Annotated in this window: 23 protein-coding genes and 2 pseudogenes; 23 read left to right on the top strand and 2 right to left on the bottom strand. The window is 68.0% G+C overall.

Annotated features, from left to right (window positions below; translation table 11 throughout):
• Positions 1–22 precede the first annotated feature (22 nt).
• The gene (locus LF41_RS01760; RefSeq protein WP_036164896.1) at positions 23–871 is read right to left on the bottom strand and encodes an NAD-dependent protein deacetylase; all 849 of its coding nucleotides are present in this window, start codon (positions 869–871) and stop codon (positions 23–25) included.
• A gap of 77 nt (positions 872–948) precedes the next feature.
• On the opposite strand from LF41_RS01760, the gene LF41_RS01755 reads away from it, so the two are divergent.
• From LF41_RS01755 to LF41_RS01685, 15 genes are all read left to right on the top strand, one after another.
• Positions 949–2154, top strand: a complete 1206-nt coding sequence (locus tag LF41_RS01755) for a low temperature requirement protein A (protein ID WP_036164893.1) — start codon at positions 949–951, stop codon at positions 2152–2154.
• 61 nt (positions 2155–2215) lie between these two features.
• The gene (locus LF41_RS01750) at positions 2216–3679 is read left to right on the top strand and encodes a M61 family metallopeptidase (RefSeq protein ID WP_036164890.1); all 1464 of its coding nucleotides are present in this window, start codon (positions 2216–2218) and stop codon (positions 3677–3679) included.
• A 199-nt stretch (positions 3680–3878) separates the two neighbouring features.
• A complete protein-coding gene (locus LF41_RS01745; RefSeq protein ID WP_036164887.1) occupies positions 3879–4160 on the top strand; it encodes a hypothetical protein in 282 nt (93 codons plus the stop codon).
• A gap of 126 nt (positions 4161–4286) precedes the next feature.
• Positions 4287–4649, top strand: coding sequence for a YciI family protein (locus LF41_RS01740; RefSeq protein WP_084073209.1), 363 nt, complete (start codon positions 4287–4289; stop codon positions 4647–4649).
• A gap of 20 nt (positions 4650–4669) precedes the next feature.
• A complete protein-coding gene (locus LF41_RS01735) occupies positions 4670–6112 on the top strand; it encodes a DHA2 family efflux MFS transporter permease subunit (protein WP_036164884.1) in 1443 nt (480 codons plus the stop codon).
• A gap of 121 nt (positions 6113–6233) precedes the next feature.
• Complete coding sequence (locus LF41_RS15925) at positions 6234–6872, top strand: GspH/FimT family pseudopilin (RefSeq protein ID WP_052116029.1); 639 nt, start codon at positions 6234–6236, stop codon at positions 6870–6872.
• Positions 6873–6880: 8 nt separating this feature from the next.
• Positions 6881–7366, top strand: coding sequence for a type IV pilus modification protein PilV (gene pilV / locus LF41_RS01725; protein WP_036164881.1), 486 nt, complete (start codon positions 6881–6883; stop codon positions 7364–7366).
• Positions 7363–8391 (top strand): PilW family protein, encoded by a 1029-nt coding sequence (locus LF41_RS01720; RefSeq protein ID WP_036164879.1) that lies wholly within the window; start codon positions 7363–7365, stop codon positions 8389–8391. The genes pilV and LF41_RS01720 overlap by 4 nt, the downstream gene beginning before the upstream one ends.
• Entirely contained in the window at positions 8388–8909 is a 522-nt protein-coding gene (locus LF41_RS01715; protein ID WP_036164876.1) for a pilus assembly PilX family protein, read from the top strand. Before LF41_RS01720 ends, LF41_RS01715 begins: the two co-directional genes overlap by 4 nt.
• A gap of 14 nt (positions 8910–8923) precedes the next feature.
• Positions 8924–12538, top strand: coding sequence for a PilC/PilY family type IV pilus protein (locus LF41_RS15920; protein ID WP_052116027.1), 3615 nt, complete (start codon positions 8924–8926; stop codon positions 12536–12538).
• 6 nt (positions 12539–12544) lie between these two features.
• On the top strand, positions 12545–12946 hold the full coding sequence (locus LF41_RS01705; protein WP_052116026.1) for a type IV pilin protein: 402 nt from the start codon (positions 12545–12547) through the stop codon (positions 12944–12946).
• Positions 12947–12953: 7 nt separating this feature from the next.
• Positions 12954–13346: a type IV pilin protein gene (locus LF41_RS01700; protein WP_036164874.1), complete on the top strand. Its 393-nt coding sequence runs from the start codon at positions 12954–12956 to the stop codon at positions 13344–13346.
• 46 nt (positions 13347–13392) lie between these two features.
• Positions 13393–14661 carry an RNA polymerase sigma factor gene (locus tag LF41_RS01695; RefSeq protein ID WP_036164870.1) on the top strand — a complete coding sequence of 423 codons (1269 nt, stop codon included), beginning with the start codon at positions 13393–13395 and terminating at the stop codon, positions 14659–14661.
• Between the two features lie 35 nt (positions 14662–14696).
• A complete protein-coding gene (locus LF41_RS01690; RefSeq protein WP_036164866.1) occupies positions 14697–15305 on the top strand; it encodes a GIY-YIG nuclease family protein in 609 nt (202 codons plus the stop codon).
• Complete coding sequence (locus tag LF41_RS01685; protein ID WP_036164861.1) at positions 15302–15922, top strand: HD domain-containing protein; 621 nt, start codon at positions 15302–15304, stop codon at positions 15920–15922. Before LF41_RS01690 ends, LF41_RS01685 begins: the two co-directional genes overlap by 4 nt.
• Here LF41_RS01685 and LF41_RS01680 read toward each other — a convergent pair.
• Positions 15919–17082: a hypothetical protein gene (locus tag LF41_RS01680; protein ID WP_152599828.1), complete on the bottom strand. Its 1164-nt coding sequence runs from the start codon at positions 17080–17082 to the stop codon at positions 15919–15921. The genes LF41_RS01685 and LF41_RS01680 overlap by 4 nt on opposite strands.
• Positions 17083–17163: 81 nt before the next feature.
• Here LF41_RS01680 and LF41_RS16850 point away from each other — a divergent pair, with 81 nt between their 5' ends.
• From LF41_RS16850 to LF41_RS17320, 8 genes and pseudogenes are all read left to right on the top strand, one after another.
• Positions 17164–17319 (top strand): hypothetical protein, encoded by a 156-nt coding sequence (locus tag LF41_RS16850; RefSeq protein WP_161786903.1) that lies wholly within the window; start codon positions 17164–17166, stop codon positions 17317–17319.
• 84 nt (positions 17320–17403) lie between these two features.
• Complete coding sequence (locus LF41_RS01675) at positions 17404–19143, top strand: M1 family metallopeptidase (protein ID WP_036164855.1); 1740 nt, start codon at positions 17404–17406, stop codon at positions 19141–19143.
• Positions 19144–19210: 67 nt separating this feature from the next.
• The gene (locus LF41_RS01670) at positions 19211–19816 is read left to right on the top strand and encodes an alpha-ketoglutarate-dependent dioxygenase AlkB family protein (RefSeq protein WP_036164852.1); all 606 of its coding nucleotides are present in this window, start codon (positions 19211–19213) and stop codon (positions 19814–19816) included.
• Entirely contained in the window at positions 19813–21111 is a 1299-nt protein-coding gene (locus tag LF41_RS01665) for a DUF763 domain-containing protein (protein ID WP_036164849.1), read from the top strand. Before LF41_RS01670 ends, LF41_RS01665 begins: the two co-directional genes overlap by 4 nt.
• The gene (locus LF41_RS16845) at positions 21108–21260 is read left to right on the top strand and encodes a hypothetical protein (protein WP_161786902.1); all 153 of its coding nucleotides are present in this window, start codon (positions 21108–21110) and stop codon (positions 21258–21260) included. The genes LF41_RS01665 and LF41_RS16845 overlap by 4 nt, the downstream gene beginning before the upstream one ends.
• A 34-nt stretch (positions 21261–21294) precedes the next feature.
• Positions 21295–22875 carry a protein adenylyltransferase SelO gene (locus tag LF41_RS01660; protein WP_036164846.1) on the top strand — a complete coding sequence of 527 codons (1581 nt, stop codon included), beginning with the start codon at positions 21295–21297 and terminating at the stop codon, positions 22873–22875.
• Between the two features lie 20 nt (positions 22876–22895).
• Positions 22896–24474: pseudogene (locus tag LF41_RS01655) on the top strand (ATP-binding cassette domain-containing protein); the annotation flags it as partial.
• Positions 24475–24542: 68 nt separating this feature from the next.
• A pseudogene (locus LF41_RS17320) lies at positions 24543–24773 on the top strand (ABC transporter ATP-binding protein); the annotation flags it as partial.
• Between the last annotated feature and the right edge of the window lies 1 nt (position 24774).

Raw genomic sequence — 24774 nt, 5'->3', positions numbered from 1 at the left:
GGAAGTCATGGTCCGATCCGGACTACGCGGCGTTGGCGGCGTCCGGAATCCCCAGCAAGTTCAATGCGTTGGAGAGTGTTTCTCCACTCTCGGCATCGAGTTTGAGCGTCGCGATGTCGTCGGCCCGCGTGGCGCCGGATGTGAGGATCGCGAGCGGCAGGCCGGCGTCGCGGGCGCGCACGGCGAAGCGGAACCCCGAGTACACCATCAGCGACGAACCGACGACGAGCATCGCGTCGCTCGCCTGCAACGCCGCCTGCGCTTCGAACACGCGCTCGCGCGGCACGTTCTCGCCGAAGAACACGACGTCGGGTTTGAGCAGGCCCGCGCAGGCATCGCAATGCGGCGGGACGAAGCGCGTGGTGTCGATGGCGTCGAGGTCGGCGTCGCCGTCCGGCGCGATCGCCGCATCGACGGCGTGCATCCATTCGGGATTGCGCGCGGCCAATTGCGCCTGCACGTCGTCGCGAGAGGACAGCGCACCGCACGCCAGGCAACGCACCGCATCGATGCGGCCGTGCAGGTCGATCACTTCGCGGCTGCCCGCGCGCTGGTGCAATCCGTCGACGTTCTGCGTCACCAGGCGTTCGATGCGGCCTGCGTGGCCCAGTGACGCCAGCGCGCGATGCGCCGCGTTCGGCCGCGCGCGCGCCACCATCGGCCAGCCGGCGTGGCTGCGCGCCCAGTAGCGGGCGCGCGTGGCGGGTTCGTGCAGGAAAGCCTGGTACGTCACCGGCGGCTTGCGTTTCCAGTCGCCGTTGCGGTCGCGATAGTCGGGGATGCCGGACGCCGTGCTGCACCCCGCGCCCGTCAGCACGAAGACGCGCGGATGGGCGTGCAACCAGTCGGCGAGGGCGTGGGCGGTGGACATCGTTCCGGTTCCCGTGATCGTGAGTATCGCGCGCCTGCGGGCATGATCGGGGCAACGCCTTCCGCGAGCCCGTCCGCATGCCCCAGCGCCCGCAGTCCCTGTTGCGATCGCGCGACGCCGCCGACAGTGGCAAGGTGGGGATGGTCGAGTTGTTTTTCGACCTCGTCTTCGTTTTCGCGGTCACGCAGCTCTCGCACACGCTGGTGGCCGACCTCACGCCCAGTGGGCTCGCGCAGGTCGGGCTGCTGCTGGTCGGCGTGTGGTGGGTGTGGATCAACACCTCGTGGGTGACCAACTGGCTCGACCCCGAGCGCATCCCCGTGCGCGCCGGCCTGCTCGCGCTGATGCTCGCCTGGCTCGGCATTTCCGTGGCGATCCCCAAGGCGTTCGACTCGCGCGGCACGCTGTTCGCGGCGTCGTACGTGGCGATGCAACTGGGGCGCACGTTGTTCTTCCTGTGGGCCGTGCGCCGCGAACCGCTGCATCGCCGCCGCAACTTCCAGCGCATCCTGATCTGGTTGTCGCTGTCGTCGGCGTTATGGATCGCAGGCGCCTTCGCGACGCACGACGCGCGCTTCGCCTGGTGGGCCGTCGCTCTGGCGATCGAATCGATCGCGCCGATGGCGTTCTTCTGGGTGCCGGTGCTGGGCCGTTCGACCATCGAGGATTGGGATGTCGAAGGCGCGCACCTGGCCGAACGCTGCGCGTTGTTCGTGATCATCGCGCTGGGCGAATCATTGCTTGTGACCGGCATGACCTTCGCGGCGCGCGAATGGGACTGGGCGAACTCGATCGGGTTCGCCAACGCCGTGCTGGGGACGATCCTGCTGTGGTGGATCTATTTCGACACCGGCGCCAAGCGCGCGGTGAAACGCATCGAGACGTCCGACGACCCGGGGCGCGAGGCGCGGTCGGCGTACACCTACGTGCACGCGATCATCGTCGCGGGGATCATCGCGTGCGCGGTGTCGGACGAACTGGTCATCGCGCATCCGGACCACGCGCCCGCGCTGGGGCTGGCGATCGTGCTGGGCGGGCCGGTCCTGTACCTGGTCGGCAACGCGACGTTCAAATGGATCACCAACGATCGCCGCGCGCCGCCGCTGTCGCACCTGGTCGGCCTGGCGTCACTGTGCCTGCTGGCGTGGCCGACGTGGGCGCATTGGCTGACGCCGCTGGCCTTGTCGGTCTGCGCCAACGCCGTCCTGCTGGTCGTCGCGATCTGGGAGTCGCTGGCCGTGCGGAAGGTCGTCGGCACCGAGGCGGTCCTGGGCGACGAGTGAGGGCCTGCAACCGCGCTGCGCGGCCTCGTATCCGCTGGGGGAACCCTCACGGATCGCCCCGATGCGCCGACTCCTGCTCGCCCTGTGCCTCCTGTGTTGCGTCGCCATCGTCCACGCGGGCGACGGGCGGCCCAACACGTATCGCGTCTCCATCGACGACAAGGCCTGGCGCGCGCATGTCGTGGCGGACATCTGGCAGGAGAGCGACGTGCTCTCGATGTTCAACATCATGCCGGCCGACGGTTTGCCGAACGGGCAGGCGGACCTGGTCGCCGACCTGCGCGTCACCGATGGCAACGGTGCACCCGTGGCGCTGAAGAACCTGGGCAGCGGCGACTACGCGGTGCAGGGCAAACGGCGGCTGCACATGGATTACACGGTCACGCTCGAACACGACAAGCACGCGTGGCCTGCCGGTATGGAGGAAGTCGGCTATCGCACCGACGAGGGCGTGATGCTCACCGGCGCCGCGTTGTTCTTCGCCGACGGGGACGTGCCGTTCGCCGATCCGATCCGGGTGACGTTCGCGCTGCCCGCGGGCTGGCGCGCGCACACGCCATGGACGGCGGTCGACGCGACCTCGTTCGATGTCGCGTCCCGTCGCGAACTCACGAGCAATGCCTTGTTCTTCGGCACCGCGGACGCGAGCACGTTCGAGGCCGGCGGCGTGCAGCTCACGCTGGTCCTCGGCAAGCGGTACCTGCCGGCGAAGCCGCGCTTCGAGCACCTGCTGCGCACGCAGTTGCAAAGTTATTTCGAGTTGTTCGGCGGTCCGCCGCGCGCCTCGCGCTACCTGATCGTGATCAACGAGGACGCCAGCGGCGACGGCGGTGCGTTCGCCAGCAGCTTCAGCCAGTTCATCCAGGGCGACGCCGATGCGCGCAACGAGGTGATCTGGGGCTACGTCATGGCGCACGAACTGCTGCACTTCTGGAACGGGCTGACGATCGTGCCGACCGATTGGCACGAGGAGTGGTTCAAGGAAGGCGCGACCGACTACCTCACCATCGCCACGCTGGCGAAGAACGGGCTGATCGACCAGCCGCTGTTGTTCAAGCGCCTGGAGAACGTGCCGCGCCGCGCGCTGATCGCCCGCCACGCGCAGGGGCTGTCGATGACGGTGCGCGAGGCCGGCAAGGACAAGCAGCCCAATCGCCAGCTCGTATACGGCGGCGGCAGCCTGGCGGCGATGGCGCTGGACGTGGAGTTGCGCAAGCGCAGCGGCGACCGGGTCGGGCTGCCCGACCTTTTGCGCAAAATGCGCGCCGAGTCCTCCGAACCGGGCAAAACCTACGCCCTGGGCGACATCGTGCGCATCGCGAACGAAACCACCGGTTCGGACTTCGCACCCTTCCTCGCGCAGGCGGTCGAAAGCCAGGGCGATTTCGACATTCGCCCCACGTTTTCAGCCTTGGGGCTGCGAATGGACAGCTTCGTCGAGGAGATGTACGTGAGCCGCGAACCCACCGCCGGCCAGGCTGAACGCATGCGGTTCGATGCGATTTTCGTGCCCGGGGGCCGATGACGGGGGGGAGGGGGATTACAAATGCGCGCGGATTCCGGCAGGATGCGCGCCGGCCGCTTACCCGACTCGCTGATCGCCTTGCGAAGCGCGATGGTGGAAGCGGCCATAGACGGCGGGGGATAGACGTTGAAATCACGACAGATCCCGTATTCCTGCAAGATTGAACCCTCGGGCAACGTGCCCGGACGAGGAGGACTAGATGCGTAACGAAACCAAGACCAAGCTCGCCCTGGCCTGTGGCGCGCTGCTTGCCGTGGCCCTGGTTGGCTGCAAGAAGAACGAAGAAGCCGCTCCGGCCGTTTCGGCGACCGCCGCTGCTGCCGCCACCATGGGCGCCCCGGCTGCCGCGATGACCCCGGCGATGCCGTCCACGGCGATGCCGGCTGCTTCGATGACGGCCCCGGCCGCCTCGACCGCCGCCGCTCCGGCCGCCGCTTCGACGGCCGCCGCCGACGCCGCTGGCGCCCCGGCGCAGCAGTAATCGGTCAAGCGACAAGCGACACCGAAGACGGCGGCCGGAAGGCCGCCGTCTTTTTTTTGCCCGCCGTGTCGATCCGCCGCATGCTCGCTCGTCGTCCTTGTCGTCCACCCAACACAGGAATCCGTCATGCGCGTCATGGTCATCGTCAAAGCCACGCCCGGCTCCGAAGCCGGTACCCTTCCCAGTCCCGAGCTGCTGGCGGAGATGGGCGCGTTCAACGAGGAACTCGCCAAGGCCGGCATCCTGTTGATGGGTGACGGCCTCAAGGCGTCGAAGCACGGCGCCCGCGTCCGCTTTTCCGGCACGCGACGCAGCGTCACCGACGGCCCGTTCGCCGAAACCAAGGAACTCGTCGCCGGGTTCTGGTTGTGGCAGGTGCAGTCGATGGAAGAAGCGATCGAGTGGGTGAAGCGTTGCCCCAACCCGATGCCCGGCGAAGACTCCGACATCGAGGTCCGCCCGATGTTCGAAGCCGAAGATTTCGTCTGAACGTCCCAGGAGGACCACGCATGCAACTCGATGCCCGCCGCCGCTGGTACGCCCTGGCCGTGTTGTGCCTGGGCGTGCTGATGATCGTGCTCGATTCGACGATCGTGAATGTCGCGCTCCCGTCGATCAAACAGGATCTGCAGTTCAGCGACGCCTCCCTGGTGTGGGTCGTCAACGCCTACCTGCTCACCTTCGGCGGCTTCCTGCTGCTGGGCGGACGGCTCGGCGATCTGTACGGGCACCGGCGTTTGTTCCTCGCGGGCATCGTTGCCTTTACGCTCGCGTCGCTGTGGTGCGGGTTGTCGTCGTCGCAGACCGAACTGGTCATCGCGCGCGCGGTGCAGGGATTCGGCGGCGCGGTGGTCACGTCCGTCGCGTTGTCGCTGATCATGATGCTCTTCCACGCACCGGCCGATCGCGCGAAGGCGATGGGCGTCTACGGTTTCGTATGCGCGGGCGGCGGCAGCGTGGGCGTGCTGCTCGGCGGTCTGCTCACCAGTGCGCTCGACTGGCACTGGATCTTCCTGGTCAACATTCCGATCGGCGCGATCGTGTTCGCCTTGTGTCTGCGTCTGTTGCCGGGCGGCAGCGGACATGCGGCCGGCGGCAAGCTCGATGTCGCCGGTGCGGTGACGGTGACCGTCGGCATGATGCTCGCCGTGTACGCCATCGTCGGCGGCAACGAAGCGGGATGGACCTCGCCGATGACGCTCGGTCTGCTGGCCGTGGCGGTCGTGTTGCTCGGCGTGTTCCTCTTCATCGAATCGCGCGTGCGCGAACCGCTGATGCCGCTGTCGATGTTCAAGTTGCGCAACGTCGCGACTGCCAACGTCGTCGGCGTGCTGTGGGCCGCGGCGATGTTCGCGTGGTTCTTCCTTTCGGCGCTCTACATGCAGCTCGTGCTCGGCTACGGGCCGATGCAGGTGGGACTGGCGTTCCTGCCGGCCAACCTGATCATGGCGGCGTTCTCGCTCGGGCTGTCGGCGAAGATCGTCATGCGCTTCGGCATCCGCGGGCCGCTGGCGGTCGGGCTGCTGCTGGCCGCGGCGGGGCTGGCGTGTTTCGCGATGGCGCCGGTCGACGGCGACTTCACCTTGCACGTCCTGCCGGGGATGGTGCTGCTGGGCATCGGCGCGGGGCTCGCGTTCAATCCGGTGCTCCTTGCCGCGATGAGCGATGTCTCGCCGGCCGACTCGGGCCTGGCGTCGGGACTGGTCAACACGTCCTTCATGATGGGCGGCGCGCTGGGCCTGGCGGTGCTGGCCAGCCTGGCGGCGGCGCGCACGTCGGCGTTGCAGGCGGGCGGGGCGGATGCGGTCGCGGCGATCAATGGCGGGTACCACGTCGCCTTCGTGATCGGCGCCGCGTGCGCGGCGGCCGCGGCGCTCATTGGGTGGTCCGTGATCCGCGTGCGGAACGCCGTCACGGATTCACACGGGTCGGGCGTGCCCGCGGCTGACTAAGCGGCCGTTGGGTGACGAACGGTCGTCACAGGACTGATCAGTGGGGCCGCGATCTCTTCCATTCCGCCGTCCACCACAGGCTAAATAGCGTCCACTCGCTGGCCTACAGGGGAAGGCAGCCGTGGGGGATCTCCATATTGCACGTCGGCGCAAGTCGGGCGGGTCGCTGCGCGCGGTCGCCGGGTTCACGCTGCTGGAACTGATGGTCACCGTGGTCGCCGCGGCGATCATCGCGGCCTTCGCCGTTCCCAGCTTCCAGTCGACCATCAACAACTCGCGGCTGGCCTCGGCGTCGAACGAGCTGCTCGTTTCGATGCAGACCGCGCGCATCGAAGCCATGCGCTACAACCGCCGCACGGTGGTGTGCCTGAGCACCAACCCGACGGCGGGCACGCCCGGGTGCGCGGGCGCCAACGCCACGAACGCCACCGGGTTCATCGCGTTCGTCGACAACGACCGCAACGCGGCCTTCGGCGCGGGCGACCTGCTGCTGCGGCGCTCGACGCTGCCGGCCAACGTCAAGGTGATCGGCAGCAGCAACCTGCAGAGCGGGGTGGCGGTGACCTTCCGCTCCGACGGCTTCGCGCGCAACGCGACCAACCAGACCTACCGCGCCGCCATCGACCTCTGCATGCCGGTCAAGCGTCCCTCCGAAAACATCCGTCGCCTCTTCCTGGGCGCGGGCGGCCGCATCGTCATCGAACGTGCGTCGACCGCCGCGAACCTCCAGTGCGTCGCGCCGGGCAACCCGACTTCCTGAGGCCCCCGATGTCCAACCTTCGCCTACGCGTTCCCGCATCGCACCGCCACCAGCGCGGCGTCGGCCTCGTCGAGGTGCTCGTCGCGGTCGTCGTGCTCGCCTTCGGGCTGCTCGGTATCGCCGCGATGCAGCTGACCTCGCTGAAGAACAGCCAGGGCGCGCTCGCGCGCAGCCAGGCCATCGCGCAGACCTACGCGATGCTCGATGCCATGCGCGCCAACCGCAACATCGCGATCATCGGCGGCTACAACGTCAACAACGTCTGCCTCGCCGCCAACGGCACGTCGCTCGCGGCCAACGACCTGGCGCACTGGATCACAACCATGCAGTCCCCGACGATCCTCGGGCCCACCGCATGCGGGACGATCAACTGCGGTGCGGCCACGTGCACGATCTCGGTCAGCTGGGACGACGTGCGCTCGGTCAACGGCAACGCCAACGAAAAAACGCAAACGGCCGACCGCGTGACGGTCACAACGGTGACCCTCCTATGATCCGTCGCGCTCCCCGCACCGCGCCGCGTGGCCGGACCCTCGGCTTCACGCTCATCGAACTCATGGTCTCGCTGCTGCTCGGGCTCATCGTCACGGGCGCGGCGATCGCCATGTTCCTGGCGAACAAGCGCGTATACGCCACCACCGAGAACCTCTCCCGCACGCAGGAATCGGTGCGCACCGCGTACGAGCTGATGTCGCGCGACATGCGCGAGTCGGCCGCCACCGAGTGCGAAGCCGGCCTGCCGACGGTGAACCTGATCAACAACGCGGCGACGCTCTGGTACACGAACTTCGATTCGCCGGTGCGCGGCTACGACGGCAACCAGGGCTTCGTCCTGCCGGCCGAAGGCTTCGGCACCGCGGCGGGCAACCGCATCGCCAACACCGACGCGCTGGAAGTGAAGTCCGCGGTCAACGACGGCATCGCTGTCACCAGCCACGTGCAGGGCACGCAGAACATCACGCTCAACACCGCCGCCCACGGCTTCACCTCGGGCGACATCGCGGTGCTGTGCGACTTCGACCACGGCGCGATCGTGCAGCTGAAGACCGCCTCGAGCGCGAGCGCGGTCGTCAACCACGGCACCGGTACGGTCGCGCCGGGCAACTGCGCGACGGGCGTGGGGTTCGTCACGCCTGTCAACTGCGCGGCCGCCCCGGCCTATACATTCGCGGCCAACGCCTTCCTCGCCAAGCTCAAGGCCGGGCGCTGGTACATCGGCAACGGCCGCCGCGGGCCGGCGCTGTTCTACGCCCAGATGATCAACAACGGCGGCACCGGCGTCACCGTGAGCCGCGAGGAAATCGCGCCGGGCGTGACCAACATGCAGCTGCAGTACCTGCTGCAGGGCGCGACCAATTACGTCGACGCCTCCGCCGTCACCGCCGCGCAGTGGAACAGCCAGAACGTCCTGGCCGTGCGCGTGCAGCTCACGGTGCTGGGCAACGACACCACCAACGGCGGCGAGGCGGTCTCGCGCCTGCTCGAACACACCGTGACCCTCCGGAACCGCGTGCCATGACCAACTTCCATCCTCGCGGACAACGCGGCATCGCGCTGATCGTCGTCCTGATCCTCCTGGTGGTGATGTCGCTGCTGGCCATCGTCAGCCTGCGCAGCACGCTGCTGGAAGAGCGCATGAGCGCGAACATGATGGACCGCAGCCTCAGCTTCCAGGCCGCGGAAGCGGCGTTGCGCGAAGGGGAGGCCATCGCCGCGGGCAAGTCCGTGGGCGACGCCGCCTGCACCAACGGCATCTGCAACCAGCCGGCCGCGGCGAGCGCACCGCGCTGGCAGGGCACCGGTTGGACCAACGCGCGCACGACCAGCGTCAACCTCGGCAACAAGACCGCGGCGGCGCAGTACTTCATCGAGTACCTGGCCAACAACGTGCCTGCACGCGGCACGTGCACCACGACCGAAGACGTTTCGCCCGACGCCACGTGTACGCAGCTCGAATGGCGTTACCGCATCACCGCGCGCAGCACGGCTGCAGGTCGCGCGACCGTGATGCTCCAGACCACCTACGCAGTGCCCTGATCGGAGTCAGGACCATGCAAACCCAAACCTCCTCGCATGCTCGCCTCTGGGCCGTCGTCGCCGCATTCTGCGCGACGCTCATCTCGCTGCCCGGTGCCGCGGTCACCATCCCGGACAACCCGTTGCAGACGGGTACGGCCTATCCGCCGCCGAACATCCTCTTCATCCTCGACGACTCGGGGTCAATGGAACTGACGACGATGCCGGACGACCCGGCGGCGACGTCGGGCACCGACATCGCGGGCCTTGCGTACACGCGCAACGGCCTGTCGTACAACCCGAACATCGACTACAAGGCCTGGATCAAGTCGGACAACACGCGCCTCACCGGCGGCATGTCGTACACGGCCGCCTACAGCGACCTCAGCCTCGCGTCGGGCAGCACCATCAGCCTGGCCGACACCGACCAGATCTTCTACGCGCCGATCCCGCCGACGGGCACGCCCGCCGCCGACTATTACGACAAGGCGCAGAACTACAAGCTGTACAAGATCCCCGCCGGCGGCACGACGATGCTGGAAGGCACGTACGGCACGTCGAACTGGGCGAACGTCGACTTCTTCACCGCGAAGACCGGCCTCAACGCCGCGGCCACGTACACCGTGACCGTGACGCAGCCGGGCATGTTCTCGCTCAACGTCGCGACCTCCGGCGGCTCGCGCAGCACGCCCGGCCGTGGCGTCGACCTGCAGTTGCTCAACCCGAGCAACGCCGTGGTCTGTAACTCGACCGGCAACAACAATGGCGAGGCCTGCTCGGTCGCCAACCCGACCGCGGGCACGTGGACCATCAAGCTGATCCGCGACTCGAACTTCTCCAACGTCACGCTGACCGCCACCTGGGGCCGCGACAACCGTTGCGACACCTCGCGCAGCGACTGGACGAACAACACCGCCGCCTTCGTCAACTGCGTGGCCGGCCGCCCGATCGTCGACCGCAAGGACGGCACCACGCCGGCCGCGCGTTCGCTCGCCGACGAGCTGAAGAATTACGCGATCTGGTACTCGTACTACCGCACGCGCATGAAGACGGCCAAGGCCGGCGCGAGCGAGGCCTTCAGCCGCCTGAGCACCAACATGCGCGTGGGCTTCGACTCCATCTGGGGCGCTAGCCGCGGCTACACCAACATCCGCTTCCGCATCCCCGTCGGCACCAACGGCGGTCTGTTCCAGGGCGCAAACCGCGATACGTGGTTCACGCAGCTCCAGGCATCGGACGGCAGCGGCAATACGCCGTTGCACGGCGCGCTGCAACGCGCGGGCAAGTACTTCCAGGAAACCGGCACGACCGGTCCCTGGGGCCCGGAGTCCGGCGCCAACCAGATCAGCTGCCGCCAGAACTTCGCGCTGCTGACCACCGACGGTTACTGGAACAACCAGAGCGGCTACACCACCGCGGTCGGCGACAGCGACAGCGCGCAGGGCCCGCTGCATACGTCGGCCGACCTCAAGAACCAGCTGCGCTACGAGCCGGAGACGCCGTACATCGACAACAGCACCAGCGCGCGCGCCGACACGCTGGCCGACATCGCCAACTACTACTGGAAGAACGACCTGCGCACGCTGCCCAACAACGTGCCCAAGTCAACGGATGACCCGGCCTTCTGGCAGCACATGACGACCTTCGGTGTGTCGATCGGCCTGAAGGGCAACCTCGATCCGAAGACCGACCTCAACGGGCTCGTCACCGGCGGCAAGCGGTGGGGCAATCCGCTCGACCGCGAAGACGAGGACCGCATCGACGACCTGTGGCACGCCTCGCTCAACGGCCATGGCGACTTCGTCGTCGCGAAGGACCCGACCGAATTCGCGCGTGCGCTCGTCGATGCGTTGTCGACGGTCGAGGAACGCGACGGTTCGGCCTCGAACGTCACGGCCAACACCACCTCGTTCATCGCCGGCGCGCGCATCTACCAGGCGCGTTACGTCTCGGGCAAATGGACCGGTGAGTTGTCCGCGTTCGACGCCTCCGAAGGCGGCGCGGCGGCGACGGCTGCGTGGAACGGTTCGGAAGGGATCGCGACGTCGGGCCGCCGCGTCTACACGTGGACCGGCACCGCGGGCGCGAACTTCCCGACGGCCGCGCAGATCACCGCGCTCAACCGCACCACGGGCGTGGCGCCGATCAACGGCACCGACAACGCCGCCTACGTCAAGGGCGACCGCACCAAGGAAATCCAGAACGGCGGCGACCAGCGCAACCGCTCCGGCGTGCTGGGCGACATCGTCAATTCTTCGCCGATGTACGTCTCCGACACCAACACCATCTACGTCGGCGCCAACGACGGCATGCTGCATGCCTTCGACGCGGGCGACGTCGATACCAGCACGACCACCGACGGCAAGGAGCTGTGGGCGTACGTGCCGGGCGGCATCAGCTTCACGCAGCTGGCCAACTACAGCGATCCGCAGTACGCGCACCGTTACTTCGTCGACGGTTCGGTGATCGTTTCCACGCGCCGCCAGACGCCGGGCCAGAACATCCTGGTCGGCGCGCTGGGCCGCGGCGGCAAGGGCCTGTTCTCGCTCGACGTGACCAATCCGACCACCTTCGGCCCGACCAACGCCAAGTGGGAAATCGGCGGCAGTGACGCCGACATGGGCCAGGTGCTGGGCGACCCGCTCATCGTGACGCTCAACGACGCCGCGCAGACCAAGGCCGTCCTCGTCAGCAACGGCATCAACAGCACCAACGGCAACGCCGTGCTGTTCGTGCTCAACCTGCAGACGGGCGCGGTGATCAAGCGCCTGAGCACGGGCGTGGGCAGCGACAACGGCCTGTCCGAGCCGCGCGGCCGCGACATCGATGGCAACGGCACGGTCGACTACGTGTACGCCGGCGACCTCAAGGGCAACCTGTGGAAGTTCGACCTGACGTCGGCGGCCTCGGCGTCCTGGAACATCCCGGGCAACCGCCCGCTGTACCGCACGCGCACCGGACAGGCGATCAGCACGGGCGTCGCGATCGCCCGCAATCCGACCGATGGCAGCGCGTGGGTGTTCTTCGGCACCGGCCGCTACCTCGAGTACGCGGACAACAGCGACAACACCGTGCAGGCGATGTACGGCGTGAAGGATCTCGGCGACGCGCAGACCGTCGGCGAATCCGAGTTGCAGAGCCGTGGCATCGCGGTCTACCGCGACGTCGCCAACTCCGACCGCGACTTGCGTACGTTCGAGAAGAACGCACCGCTCCCGGCGGGCAAGAAGGGCTGGTTCATCCTGCTCAACAACCCGGACATCGGCGAGCGCATCATCGTGCGTCCGCAGATGCGCGGGTCGATCCTGGTGACCTCGAGCATGGTGCCGCCGACGGCCTCGACGTGCGACGCGGGTGGTTCGGGCTGGCTCAACGCGGTCGATGCCTTCACCGGCACGGCGACGTCCGAAGCCTACTTCGACGCCGACCGCAACGGCTCGTTCAACGACGGCGACAAGCTCACCGACGCACTCGGCAACCTGATCGGGGTGGGCTCGGTGTCCACCGGCGGCGGCGCGCCCACCAAGGGCGTGTTCATCGGCAACACGATGTTCTACAGCAAGACCGACGGCGACGATGGCTCCGAGCGCACCAATGGTGGCGGCGGTGCTCCCCGTCGTGTCCAATGGCGCGAAATCCTCCAGGACTGACGACCGATGCGCATGAATCGACACAACGCAGGCAAGCAGCGCGGCTTCACGCTCCTGGAGCTGATGATCGTGGTGGGGATCGTCGCGATCCTCGCCGGGCTCGCCATCGCCGGCTACGGCTTCGCCACGCAGAAGACGCGCCGCGCCGCGGCGCAGGGCTGCCTGACCGAAGCCGCGCAGCAGATGGAACGCTTCTACACGATCAACATGACGTACGTCGGCGCGCCGTTGCCGGCGTGCTCGGCCGACGTGACCAGCTTCTATACGATCGCGTTCAACGGCGCGAACACCGCGACCGGCTACGCCCTGAGCGCCACGCCCAGGGGCAAGCAGGCGAGCGACAAGTGCGGGACGATGGGCGTGAATTCGGCGAACGCCCGAACGCCGACGACCGCGGGTTGCTGGTAATCGCGCCATGAAATCGCAGCGTGGCGCATCGGTGCTGGAGCTGGTGGTCACCGTGGTCGTGCTCGCCGTGCTGGCGGGCGTGGCCTACGGCGGCTACGACTACGGCATGCGCAAGTATCGCCGCGGCGCCGCGGAAGGCTGCCTGCGCGAGGCCGCCGACGCACTGGCCCGCGCGCATCGCGTCACCAACACCTACCAGGGCGCGGCCATCCCGGCGTGCCCGGAAGCGGTGTCGGAGTTCTACACGGGCCTGAGCTACGCCGCCGGTCCCTCGGACGACGCGTACACACTGCAGATCTCGCCGAAACCCGGCACCGAACAGGTGAAGGACGCCTGCGGCACGCTCAAGATCGACGAGCGCGGCCGCGTGCATTCCGATTCGGGCGACAGCTGCTGGTAAACGCGCGGGTTGCGCCGGAGCGGGGGCGATGGTGTCATCCCCGTCCATGACCTCCGCCGACGCCGGGCACGTCCGCCGCACCATCGATGCGGTGTGGCGCATCGAATCCACCAAGCTGATCGCCGGCCTGGCGCGCATGGTGCGCGACGTGGGACTGGCGGAAGAACTCGCGCAGGATGCATTCCTCGCCGCGGTCGAACACTGGACCACCGGTGGCGTGCCCGACAAACCCGGCGCATGGTTGATGGCCACGGCCAAGCGGCGCGCGATCGACCGCATGCGCCAGCACCAGCTGCACGCGCGCAAGCAGACGCAGATCGACCACGACGACGACTGGCAACCCGCGCTCGCCGGCGCCGATCCCGAAGCCGCGGCCGACGATGTCATCGGCGACGACGTGCTGCGCCTGGTGTTCACCGCGTGCCACCCGGTATTGTCGATCGACGCGCAGGTCGCGTTGACGCTGCGCCTGCTCGGCGGCCTGACGACGGAAGAAATCGCGCGCGCGTGCCTCGTGCCGGAGCCGACGATCCAGCAACGCATCGTGCGCGCGAAGCGAACTTTGAGCGAAGCGCAGGTGCCGTTCGAAACCCCGGGTCGCGAGGAACTGCCCGAACGGCTCGCCACCGTGCTCGGCGTGGTCTACCTGATCTTCAACGAAGGCTACGCCGCGACCAGCGGCGCGGAATGGACGCGTCCCGCACTGTGCGACGAAGCGCTGCGCTTGGGCCGCATTCTCGTCGCGCTCGCGCCGCTGGAACCGGAAGTGCACGGCCTGCTCGCGCTGATGGAATTGCAGGCCTCGCGACTGAACGCGCGCACCGCGCCCGATGGCGCGCCGATCCTGCTGCTCGAACAGGACCGCGCGCGCTGGGACCACCTCTACATCCAGCGCGGCCTGGCCTCGCTGCGCAATGCCGAGCGACTGAGCGGCGCCGAAGGCCCATACGCCCTGCAAGCCGCCATCGCCGCATGCCATGCCCGTGCGCCGACCGCCGCCGATACCGACTGGAAGCGCATCGCCGCGTTGTACGACGTGCTCGCCGCGCGCATGGGCTCGCCCGTGGTCGAACTCAATCGCGCCGTGGCCTACGCGATGGCCGACGGCCCGCAGGCCGGCCTCGACCTGGTCGATGCGATCGTCGATGCGCGCGAACTGCGCGAATACCACCTGCTGCCCAGCGTGCGTGGCGATTTGCTGCGCAAGCTCGGCCGCCATGACGAAGCCCGCGCCGAATTCGAACGCGCCGCCGCACTCGCACGCAACGAACGCGAAGCCACGCTCCTGCGCGAGCGCGCCGCCGCCACGCACTGACGCGGCGTCCATCCGCTTCGCGCGAGCATCGCGCCATGCCCATCGACCGACGCGATCCCGCGGGCCGCACGCAGAGCCGCGGCCGCTGCCATCTGTACGTGCTGCCCGTCGTGGTCGAGGACCTGCTGAAGCTCGGGTTCTCGCGCGATCCGCTCGCGCGCCTGCAGCAACTGCATCCGCGCTGGTACGAACAATTCGACCTGGACCGCGCCTTCACCCTCGAGACCGAATCGGTGCCGGATGCACGGCGGCTCGAATTGCGCTTCCGGCGCGAATTCGCCGCGCACAACGCCCCGCGCCCGCTGACGATGCGCGAAGACGCGGGCGGGGCGCGCGAGTGGTATCGCGGCGCATACGACAGCCTGGCGGCGGCTTCGCACGCACTGGAAGGCGAGGGCTTCACGCGGCACGCGCCGTTGCGCACGTGGCTGCGCACGGCGCTGGAAGCGCGCGCGGACCTGTTGTTCGACTGGACCAGCCTGCTCGGCGTGGACGATCGCGAAACGCCGCGCCCCGGCGGATTGCGCGCCACGCCTGCGCAAACGGCGGTGCGCGATGCGCTCGGCGCCTTCGATGCGCTCGACATCGACCTGGCGCCCTGGTTGCCCGAAGCGGTGCTGCGCTGGCATCGTGCATCGCGATGACCGACGCCTTCGCCCATCTGCCGTTCGAACTGCCGCCCGCGCAGGCGGCGGCGATCGCGCAGGCGTACGCGACGCCGCCGCGTTCGTACCACGACCTGCACCACGTGGGCGAAGTGCTGCGCCACCATGCGCAGGTCGCGCAGGGCCCCGGTTGGACGCATCCGCGCGAAACCGCGTTCGCCGTGCTGTACCACGACGCGATCTACGTCGCGGGCGCGAAAGACAACGAAACGCGATCGGCGCAGCTCGCGCGCGAGCACCTCGCGCAATGGCCGGTGGACGGTCTCGATGTCGACCGCGTGGCGGCGCTGATCGAACTGACCGCGCGCCATGGCACGCTGTCGCCGGGCGACGTCCCGGACGACGACACGCGCTTGTTCCTCGACTGCGACATGGCGATCCTCGGCGCCGAGCCTGCGGTATTCGATGCCTACGATCGCGGCATCACCGCGGAATATCGCGGCGTCGTGCCGGGCTGGCTGTTCGCGATCAACCGCAAGCGGTTCCTGAAAGGCTTGCTCGGCCGCGAACGCATCTACCTCAGCGACTTCTTCCACGCGCGCCTGGATGCCGCGGCCCGCAACAACCTGCGCCGCGCGATCACGACCAAGCGTTAGGGCGGGGCAGTCGCCTCCGCCAGCCGCTTCAACGCCGCCAGCCGTTCCGCATCCCCGGCGAACATCGGCGGCAGATAGAACGCCGCCCCCGCATGCATCCACGCCAGTTGCCGCATTGCCGATTCCGCGATGCGCGCATCCGCATCCGTGGCCCGCTTGCGCAAGTTCGCGATCCGCAACTCGCGCATCGTGGTCGCGTGCGACGGCGGCGATTGCGGCCGTCCTTCGACGAATCGCGCGGAAAACCGTGCCCGCCATTCTTCGAATCGCCTGCGTTGCCGGGATTCCTCGTCGCGCAGGCGGTCTTCCTGCTTTCGCAGGCGCTGCACGTCTTCGGAAGCGGCGAGGGCGGTCGCATGCGCGCGAAGCGTCGAGATGTCGTGCAGGCCGTCGAGATCGCGGATGCAGGCATCGATCTCTCGCCAACGCGCGAGCGCGTCGGTCGTCGCTTCCTCCGTGCACGCCTGCCATCGCGCATCGATCAACGCGGCGTCGCGCGGCATCCGCTGGGCTCGCATGGCCTGCACATCCATCCACGCGATGGCCTCGACGAACGCTTCCGACGCCGGCCACCCATGCGGCCCATCGAACACCACGAGCCGATGCGGCGCGCCGCCCAGCGCATCGTCGAGCGCCACCATTTCCTGGTAGTTGAAGTCGGTCGTCCCCGCGAACCCGAAGAACGCCGGCGCGCCCTGCAACGCAGGCAGTTCCGGCGGCCGCGCGCCGCCGCTGCCGATCAGCCCCGCGATGCGATCGCGCAGCACCGGTTGCACGACCCACAGGGTCTTCGCGGTGCCCGACATGCCGGCGAGGTACACGCGCCTCGGATCGTGTGGCACGTGCGCGGAATCTTTCAGCAGCGCATCGAGCGCGCGCAGCGTGATGCCTTCCTGCGTATCGCTACGGCTCTGCCACGACGACATCACGCCCCAGCCGCGCGCACGCGCACCGTCCAGGACGAGGTCGCGCGCCATCGCGCCACGCCCGCGCGGATCGAGCACGATCAGCAACGGCGTCTTCGCCGACGCGCCGTCGGGGAGGTACAGCGCGTATTGCTGCGCAGGATCGGCCCGCGTCGCGACCTTGTCTTCGAGGCGCTCGGCCGCGGCCGCCATCGCGACCATTCCGAACAAGGCAAGGGCGAGCAACCAGCGCACGCAACCGAGCATACGCCCCCCAATTCACACCGCCCCCACGGCCGCTCCCCGAACCTGCACGCCAGCATCAGGGGCCCCACCATGACCAACCGACTCCGCCGCCGACTCCGCGTCATCGCCGCACGCGCCACGCTGTGCGTGGTCCTCGTCGCCGCAATGGGCGCCACCGGCTTCCGCACGGCCTCCGAAGTCCAGGATGCCGAGGCCACGCAGCAGGCGTCGGTGTTCTCCCGCTGAAGCGACAGGTGTGACCAGCGGCAGGTGCCGCACGGGGCGCGCTGTGGCATGGTCGCGCGATCCCGATTCGCAACGAGCCTGCGCATGTCCCTTCGCGTCGCCCTGCTGCCCTGCGCCCTGATCGCCGCCCTCGCATCGCCGGCCCATGCCGCCGATGCCAATGCGCCCAAACAGCCCGAACTCACGAACCTCACGCTGCAGACCGGCGTGCCGCGCGCACCGGAGCAGGAAGCGGTGGTGTTCGAATTGGCCGACCTGAAGTTCAAGGTCGACCCCGCGCGCAAGCACCTCGATGGCGACGCGACGCTGACGTTCAAGGCGCTCAAACCGATCGATGCGCTCGTCGTCGATCTCGATCGCAACTACAAGGTCGCGTCCGTCGAAGTCGACGGCGCCAAGGTCGCGGACTGGAAGAACCCCGAAGGCCGCATGACCATCCCGCTCGCGCAACCGCTCGCGGCGGGCGGCACCGCGGTGCTGCGCATCGTGTACGACGGCTTTCCGCACGTCGCCGAGCGCGCGCCGTGGGACGGCGGTTTCGTGTGGGCGAAGGCGCCGACCGGCGAGCCGTGGGTCGCCAGCGCGATCCAGGGCAACGGCTGCGACCTGTTCTGGCCGTGCATCGATCATCCGCAGGGCGAGCCGGTGCAGGTCGACCAGCACGTCACCCTGCCCGCGCCGCTCGTCTCCGCCGGCAACGGCGTGCTGCTCGGCATGGACGAGAAGGACGGCTGGCGCACGTACCACTGGCGCACGAAGAACCCCGACACCTACGCGATCTCGCTCAACATCGGTCCGTACGAATTGCTGTCGGCCGACTACAAGTCGCGTTACGGCAACACCGTCCCGCTGCGCTTCTGGCACCTGAAGGGCAACGAGGCGAAGGCGAAGGGGCTGTTTGCGGAATTCGCGCCAATGCTCGATTTCTTCGAGGAAGTCATCGGCCCGTATCCGTTCGCCGACGAGAAGATGGGCGTGGTCGAAACCCCGCACCTGGGCATGGAACACCAGACCATCAACGCCTACGGCAACGAGTACAAGAAGTCCGAGTACGGCTACGACTGGCTGCTCGAACACGAGTTCGCGCACGAGTGGTTCGGCAACCAGCTGACCAACAAGGACTGGGACGACATGTGGTTGCACGAAGGCTACGGCACGTACATGCAACCGCTGTACATGCAGTGGCTGCGCGGCGACATGGAGTACAAGGCCAACCTGATGAAGCAGCGCGCGACGCTGGCCAACAAGCATCCGATCGTCGCCGGCCGCCCGATGCTCGAAGCCGACGTCTACAGCGACGAGAAGGGCCCCGGGCACGACATCTACTACAAGGCCTCGCTGGTCCTCGACACGCTGCGCCACCTGCTCGGCGACAAGCAGTTCTTCGACGTCACGCGCCAGGCGGTCTACGGCCGCACCGATCCGAAGCCCGGCAACTTCAAGCCCCTCTATGCGAGCACGCCGGATTACATCGCCGCCGTGCAGAAGGTCACCGGCAAGGACTATCGCTGGTTCTTCGACGTGTACCTGTACCAGCCGGCGTTGCCGGACCTGGTCGCCACGCGCGAGGGCGACACGCTGAAGCTGGAATGGAAAACCGGCGGGAAGCCGTTCCCCATGCCGGTCGAGGTGCGCATCGGCGATGAAGTGAAGACCGTGGCCATGGCGAACGGGCAGGGCAGCCTGCCGATCCGCGCCGGCCAGAGCTTCACGCTCGATCCGCAGTCGAAGGTGCTGCGTCAGCTCGACCACGTCGACGCGTTCCAGCAGGACAAGTCGGACCGCGAGAAGGCCGAGGCGCGCAAGAAGGCCGCCGCAGGCTGAATTCGCTGAACGGGGCGGATGCCGGCGCGTCTCACGGCCTGAGACGCGTCCGGCGAAAATTCCCGTCATGCACGCTGCCTTTCCTGCGGACGACTTGTTCAGCCAAGGTCCGCGCATCCTCATCGACGACGCCGAAGGTGGGTGCTGGTACCACCCCAACTTCATCGATCCCGCGCGCGCGGCGGATTGGTTCGAACAATTGCGCGATGCCATCGAATGGCGGCAGCAAAGCCGGCCCATGTACGACCGCGTCGTCGATGTGCCGCGCCTCACTTCCGGTTACGCACTCGATGGCGCCGCGGACCTGCCTCCGGCATTGGCGCAAGCGCATGCCGCCGTGTGCGCGCTGACGGGCGTCCCCTTCACGCACGTCGGCTGCAACTACTACCGCGACGGCAACGACAGCGTCGCGCCGCACAACGACAAACTGGCGACGCTCATTCCCGGCCATCCCATCGTGCTGCTTTCGCTCGGCGATGCGCGCCGCATGGAGATCCGCGCCAAGCAACCGCCGCGCAACGTCGTGCGCATCGACCTGGAAGCCGGCAGTCTGCTGTCGATGAGCCACGCGATGCAGCACGGCTACGACCACGGCATCCCCAAATCGAAACACGCCGTCGGCCCGCGCATCAGCCTGGCCTTCCGCGTGCGCCCGCCGAAGGACAGCCGGTGACGCGGCGCGGCGGCAGCGCCGATCTGCCCTTGCACGGCGGCCGCGTGCCGCAATGGCTCGCCTCGCGCATGACCGCGTTGGGCACGGTAATGACGCAGGCCATCGTGCTCGAATACGGCCGCGACGAATTCCTGCGCCGCATGGCTCATCCCTTCTGGTTCCAGTCCTTCGGCGCGGTGATGGGCATGGACTGGCATTCCTCCGGCATCACGACGAGCGTCATCGGTGCGCTCAAGCGCGGGCTCACGCCGATCGCGGGCGAACTCGGCTTGCACGTGTGCGGTGGACGCGGCAAGCATTCACGGGCGACGCCGGCGGAATTGCACGCGATCGGCGAACGCGTCGGACTCGACGGCGGTGCGCTCGCGCAAGCGAGCCGTTTGGTGGCGAAAGTCGACAGCGCCGCGGTGCAGGATGGGTTCGACCTGTACCTGCATGGCTTCATCGTCGCCGACGACGGCAAGTGGACCGTCGTGCAGCAAGGCATGCACGGTGAGCGTGGACAGGCGCGCCGCTATCACTGGTTGTCGGAAGGGCTGACGAGTTTCGTCGACGCCCCGCACAGCGCCATCGACGGGCCGGGGCAGGGGCGCATCGTGAATCTCGCCGATCGACGCGCGTCCGCCTCGCGCGATGTGCAGGTCGCGATGTTGCAGGACATCGGGGCGGAAAAGATCGCAAGCGAGTTCGCGAAACTCGACGCACCGTCATCCCCGCGTCCCGCGGCGATCCAGGGCGAACTCCTTCCGCATCTGTCGATGCCCGACCATCACGACGTGCGCGCCGAAAACGTCGTCGTCCGCCGCCTCCACGGCGCACTCGCCGCCGCGCAGGAGAACGGGCCGCAGGATTTCGCCGAGCTGCTGCAGGTTCCCGGTGTCGGCGCGCGCACCGTGCGCGCGCTCGCGATGGTCGCCGAAGTCCTGCACGGCACGCCGTGCCGATTCACCGATCCGGCGCGGTTCTCGCTCGCGCATGGTGGAAAGGACCGGCATCCCTTTCCCGTGCCGACGAAGGTCTACGACCACACCATCGGTGTCCTCAAATCCGCCGTGCACGCCGCCAGGCTCGGGCGCGAGGAGCAACTGCAGGCCATCCGACGCCTCGATGCACAGGCGCGCGTGCTGGAACGCAGCGCGAGCGGCCCGTCCGTCGAGGCTTACATCGCGGACGAGCGCCGGCATTCGCACGACTACGGTGGCCGCAGCATCTTCGGCTGGGAACCGCCGGCCGCCGATGCCGCCGCGCCGCCTGCTAAGCTCGGCGGCAATCGCAAAGCGTGGAAGTCGGCATGACCTGGGTCGGTATCCTGATTCTCATCGTCTGCATCTGGCTGGCCTTCAAGGTCGTCGGCGTGCTGTTCAAGATCCTGTTGTGGGCCGCCGTGATCGTCGGCGTGTGGTACCTGGCTGCGCCGTTCCTCGGGTTGCCGCGGCCGTTCTGACGCGGTCTTTCGTTCCCGCGCGCACAATGGGCGGATGCGCGCCCTCGAATTCGACAACCGCTTCCTCGCAGAACTGCGCGGCGACCCCGACGACGGCCCCGGCATCCGCGAGGTCGAGGCCGCGTGGTCGCGCGTCAAGCCCACGCCCGTCGCCGCGCCGCGGCTGATCGCGCATTCGCGCGAAATGGCGCAAACGCTCGGCTTCAGTGAAGACGACGTGCGTTCGCCACGATTCGCGCAGGTCTTCGGCGGCAACGCGTTGCTGCCCGGCATGGATCCTTTCGCGGCGAACTACGGCGGCCATCAGTTCGGCCACTGGGCCGGGCAGCTCGGCGACGGGCGCGCGATCACGCTCGGCGAAACGCGCGATGCGCAAGGCCGGCGTTGGGAACTGCAGTTGAAGGGCGCGGGCCCGACGCCGTACTCGCGGAGCGCCGACGGCCGCGCGGTGTTGCGTTCGTCGATCCGCGAATTTTTGTGCAGCGAAGCGATGCACCACCTCGGCATCCCGACCACGCGCGCGCTGAGCCTGGTCGGCACGGGCGAGCCCGTCGTGCGCGACATGTTCTACGACGGCAATGCGAAGGAAGAGCCCGGCGCCATCGTGTGCCGCGTGTCGCCGTCGTTCATCCGCTTCGGCAATTTCGAACTGCCGTATTCGCGCGAGGATCTCGAGGGCCTGCAATCCCTCGTCGACTTCTGCATCCGCCGCGATTTCCCCGAGCTGCGCGGGCAGGGCGCCACGTTGTACGGCGATTGGTTCGCGACGGTCGCCGAACGCACCGCGTCGCTGATGGCGCACTGGATGCGCGTGGGCTTCGTGCACGGCGTGATGAATACCGACAATCTTTCGATCCTCGGGCTGACGATCGATTACGGACCGTATGGCTGGATCGACGCGTTCGATCCGGACTGGACACCGAACACGACCGATGCCGGCGGCCGTCGTTACCGTTTCAGCTGGCAGCCGAAGATCGCCTACTGGAACCTGACGATGCTGGCGCACGCGGTGTCGCCGCTGTTCGGCGAGAACGTCGATCCGCTCAACGCGGCGTTGCAGCGCTACATGGACGCGTACGTCGCAGCCGATCGCGCGAACACCGCCGGCAAACTGGGCCTGCGCGAAGCCAGCGATACCGACATCGAAGCGATCCAGTCGCTCAACTCGCTGTTGCACGTCGCCGAAGTCGACATGACGCTGTTCTATCGCGCGTTGTCGCGGTTCGACCCCGACGCCGACATCCCCGCGCAGCTCGACGGCCCGGGCGACTTGTTCGGCCATGCCTTCTACGACGCGGACAGGCGATACGACACGCTGCCGGTCTTCCACGATTGGTTGCAGGGCTACGCCGCGCGCCTGCAGGCCGATGCGTGGCCCGCGGACGCGCGTCGCGCGGCGATGGATGCGGTGAATCCCAAGTACGTCCTGCGCAACTATCTGGCGCAGGAGGCGATCGACCTGGCCGAGCAGGGCGATGAAACCCGCATCGCCGAGCTGCTGGACGTCATGCGCAAGCCGTACGACGAACAGCCCGGCCGCGAGCGCTTCGCACAGAAGCGGCCGGAGTGGGCGAAGACGAAGGCGGGATGCTCGATGCTCAGCTGCAGCTCTTAGCGACCCTTTACAATTCCCGGATGCCCCTGATCTCCCTCCAGAGCGTCGACTTCAGCGTCGGCGGCCCGCTGCTGCTCGACCACGTCGACCTCGCAATCGAACCCAACGAGCGCATCGCGCTGATCGGCCGCAATGGCGCCGGCAAGTCGACCTTGCTCAAGCTCCTCGCCGGGGACCTGAAGCCGGATGACGGCGAAATCCGCCTCGAAGGCGGCCGTCGCGTCGCGCGCCTCGAGCAGGAAGTGCCCGGTGACGCGGTCGGCACCGTGTTCGATGTCGTGGCCGCGGGGCTCGGCGATGCGGGTGCGCTGCTCGCGGAATTCCACCACATCAGCCACGCCGAGGTCGTCGACCAGCGTGCGCTCGCCGACATCCACGCGCGCGTCGAAGCCGCGCATGCCTGGTCGCTCGACCGGCGCGTCGAGGAAACGCTCACCCGCCTCGGGCTCGATGGCGACGCGCAATTCGCGCGCTTGTCGGGCGGCATGAAGCGCCGCGTTCTGCTCGCCCGCGCGCTCGTCTCCGCACCGGACCTGTTGTTGCTGGACGAGCCGACCAACCACCTGGACATCGAGTCGATCGACTGGCTCGAGCAATTCCTGAAATCCTGGAACGGAGCGCTGGTCTTCGTCACGCACGATCGCCGCTTCCTGCGCGCACTGGCCACGCGCATTGTCGAGATCGACCGCGGCCGCGTGACCAGCTGGCCCGGCGACTTCGACAACTACCTCCGCCGCCGCGAGGAACGCGCCAACGCCGAAGCGCAGGAAAGCGCGCGCTTCGACAAGCTGCTCGCGCAGGAAGAAACCTGGATCCGGCAGGGCATCAAGGCGCGCCGCACGCGCGACGAAGGCCGCGTCCGCCGCCTGGAATCGATGCGCACCGAACGCGCCGCGCGCCGGGAACAGATGGGCCGCGTGAAGATGGAAGTCGCGCAAGGCGAAGCCTCGGGCAAGAAGGTCATCGAGGCGAAGGACGTCGACTTCGAATACGGCGAGCGCGTGCTTGTGCGCGATTTCTCCACGACCATCCTGCGCGGCGACCGCGTCGGCCTGATCGGCCCCAACGGCAGCGGCAAGACCACCCTGCTCAAGTTGCTGCTCGGCCAGCTCGCGCCGCGCGCGGGCACGGTGAAGCAGGGCACGGGGCTGGAGGTCGCGTACTTCGACCAGCAACGCGCGTCGCTGCGCGAAGACTGGAACGCGATGGAGAACGTCTCGGGCGGCCAGGATTTCGTGGAAATCGGCGGCAAGCGCAAGCACGTGCTCGGCTACCTGCAGGATTTCCTGTTCACGCCGGAACGTGCGCGCGCGCCGATCACGCGCCTGTCGGGCGGCGAGCGCAACCGGTTGTTGCTGGCGCGCCTGTTCGCGCAGCCCTCCAACCTGCTGGTGATGGACGAACCGACGAACGACCTCGATGTCGAGACGCTCGAGTTGCTCGAAGAGCTGCTCGCGGAGTATCCGGGGACGTTGTTGCTGGTCAGCCACGATCGCGACTTCCTCGATCACGTGGTGACCTCGACGATCGTGATGGAGGGCGAGGGGAAGGTCGGGGAATACGTCGGTGGCTATACCGATTGGGTTCGGCAGCGGCCGGCGGTGAATTCGATGTTGCCGACGAAGAGCCTCCCGCCCCAGCCCGCCCCTGCAAAGACAGGGGAGGGGGCAACCGCCAAGCGGCGGATGTCCTACAAGGAGCAGAAGGAACTGGAGGCGTTGCCTGCACGCATCGAGAAACTCGAAGCGCAGATCGCGCAGCTCACCGACGCGATGCACGAGCCCGCGTTCTACCAGCGCGACAGCGCGGCCATCGTCGCGCACAACGCGCAACTGGCCGACGTGCAGGCGCAGCTCGATGCGGCGTACGGCAGGTGGATGGAACTCGACGCGGGGTGAG

Origin of the sequence: Lysobacter dokdonensis DS-58, from assembly GCF_000770795.1 — a bacterium.
In the GTDB taxonomy this organism is placed as follows: Bacteria; Pseudomonadota; Gammaproteobacteria; order Xanthomonadales; family Xanthomonadaceae; genus Noviluteimonas; species Noviluteimonas dokdonensis.
This window is presented reverse-complemented; position numbering and strand designations above follow the sequence as displayed.

Coding starts and splice junctions, on each gene's coding strand:
- LF41_RS01705 (WP_052116026.1), top strand. CDS start 12,545: ATGCGCATGAATCGACACAACGCAGGCAAGCAGCGCGGCTTCACGCTC.
- LF41_RS01700 (WP_036164874.1), top strand. CDS start 12,954: ATGAAATCGCAGCGTGGCGCATCGGTGCTGGAGCTGGTGGTCACCGTG.
- pilV (WP_036164881.1), top strand. CDS start 6,881: ATGTCCAACCTTCGCCTACGCGTTCCCGCATCGCACCGCCACCAGCGC.
- LF41_RS15920 (WP_052116027.1), top strand. CDS start 8,924: ATGCAAACCCAAACCTCCTCGCATGCTCGCCTCTGGGCCGTCGTCGCC.
- LF41_RS01735 (WP_036164884.1), top strand. CDS start 4,670: ATGCAACTCGATGCCCGCCGCCGCTGGTACGCCCTGGCCGTGTTGTGC.
- LF41_RS01660 (WP_036164846.1), top strand. CDS start 21,295: ATGCGCGCCCTCGAATTCGACAACCGCTTCCTCGCAGAACTGCGCGGC.
- LF41_RS01745 (WP_036164887.1), top strand. CDS start 3,879: ATGCGTAACGAAACCAAGACCAAGCTCGCCCTGGCCTGTGGCGCGCTG.
- LF41_RS01750 (WP_036164890.1), top strand. CDS start 2,216: ATGCGCCGACTCCTGCTCGCCCTGTGCCTCCTGTGTTGCGTCGCCATC.
- LF41_RS01760 (WP_036164896.1), bottom strand. CDS start 871: ATGTCCACCGCCCACGCCCTCGCCGACTGGTTGCACGCCCATCCGCGC.
- LF41_RS01685 (WP_036164861.1), top strand. CDS start 15,302: ATGACCGACGCCTTCGCCCATCTGCCGTTCGAACTGCCGCCCGCGCAG.
- LF41_RS16845 (WP_161786902.1), top strand. CDS start 21,108: ATGACCTGGGTCGGTATCCTGATTCTCATCGTCTGCATCTGGCTGGCC.
- LF41_RS01695 (WP_036164870.1), top strand. CDS start 13,393: ATGACCTCCGCCGACGCCGGGCACGTCCGCCGCACCATCGATGCGGTG.
- LF41_RS01675 (WP_036164855.1), top strand. CDS start 17,404: ATGTCCCTTCGCGTCGCCCTGCTGCCCTGCGCCCTGATCGCCGCCCTC.
- LF41_RS16850 (WP_161786903.1), top strand. CDS start 17,164: ATGACCAACCGACTCCGCCGCCGACTCCGCGTCATCGCCGCACGCGCC.
- LF41_RS01755 (WP_036164893.1), top strand. CDS start 949: ATGCCCCAGCGCCCGCAGTCCCTGTTGCGATCGCGCGACGCCGCCGAC.
- LF41_RS01715 (WP_036164876.1), top strand. CDS start 8,388: ATGACCAACTTCCATCCTCGCGGACAACGCGGCATCGCGCTGATCGTC.
- LF41_RS01720 (WP_036164879.1), top strand. CDS start 7,363: ATGATCCGTCGCGCTCCCCGCACCGCGCCGCGTGGCCGGACCCTCGGC.
- LF41_RS01690 (WP_036164866.1), top strand. CDS start 14,697: ATGCCCATCGACCGACGCGATCCCGCGGGCCGCACGCAGAGCCGCGGC.
- LF41_RS01670 (WP_036164852.1), top strand. CDS start 19,211: ATGCACGCTGCCTTTCCTGCGGACGACTTGTTCAGCCAAGGTCCGCGC.
- LF41_RS01740 (WP_084073209.1), top strand. CDS start 4,287: ATGCGCGTCATGGTCATCGTCAAAGCCACGCCCGGCTCCGAAGCCGGT.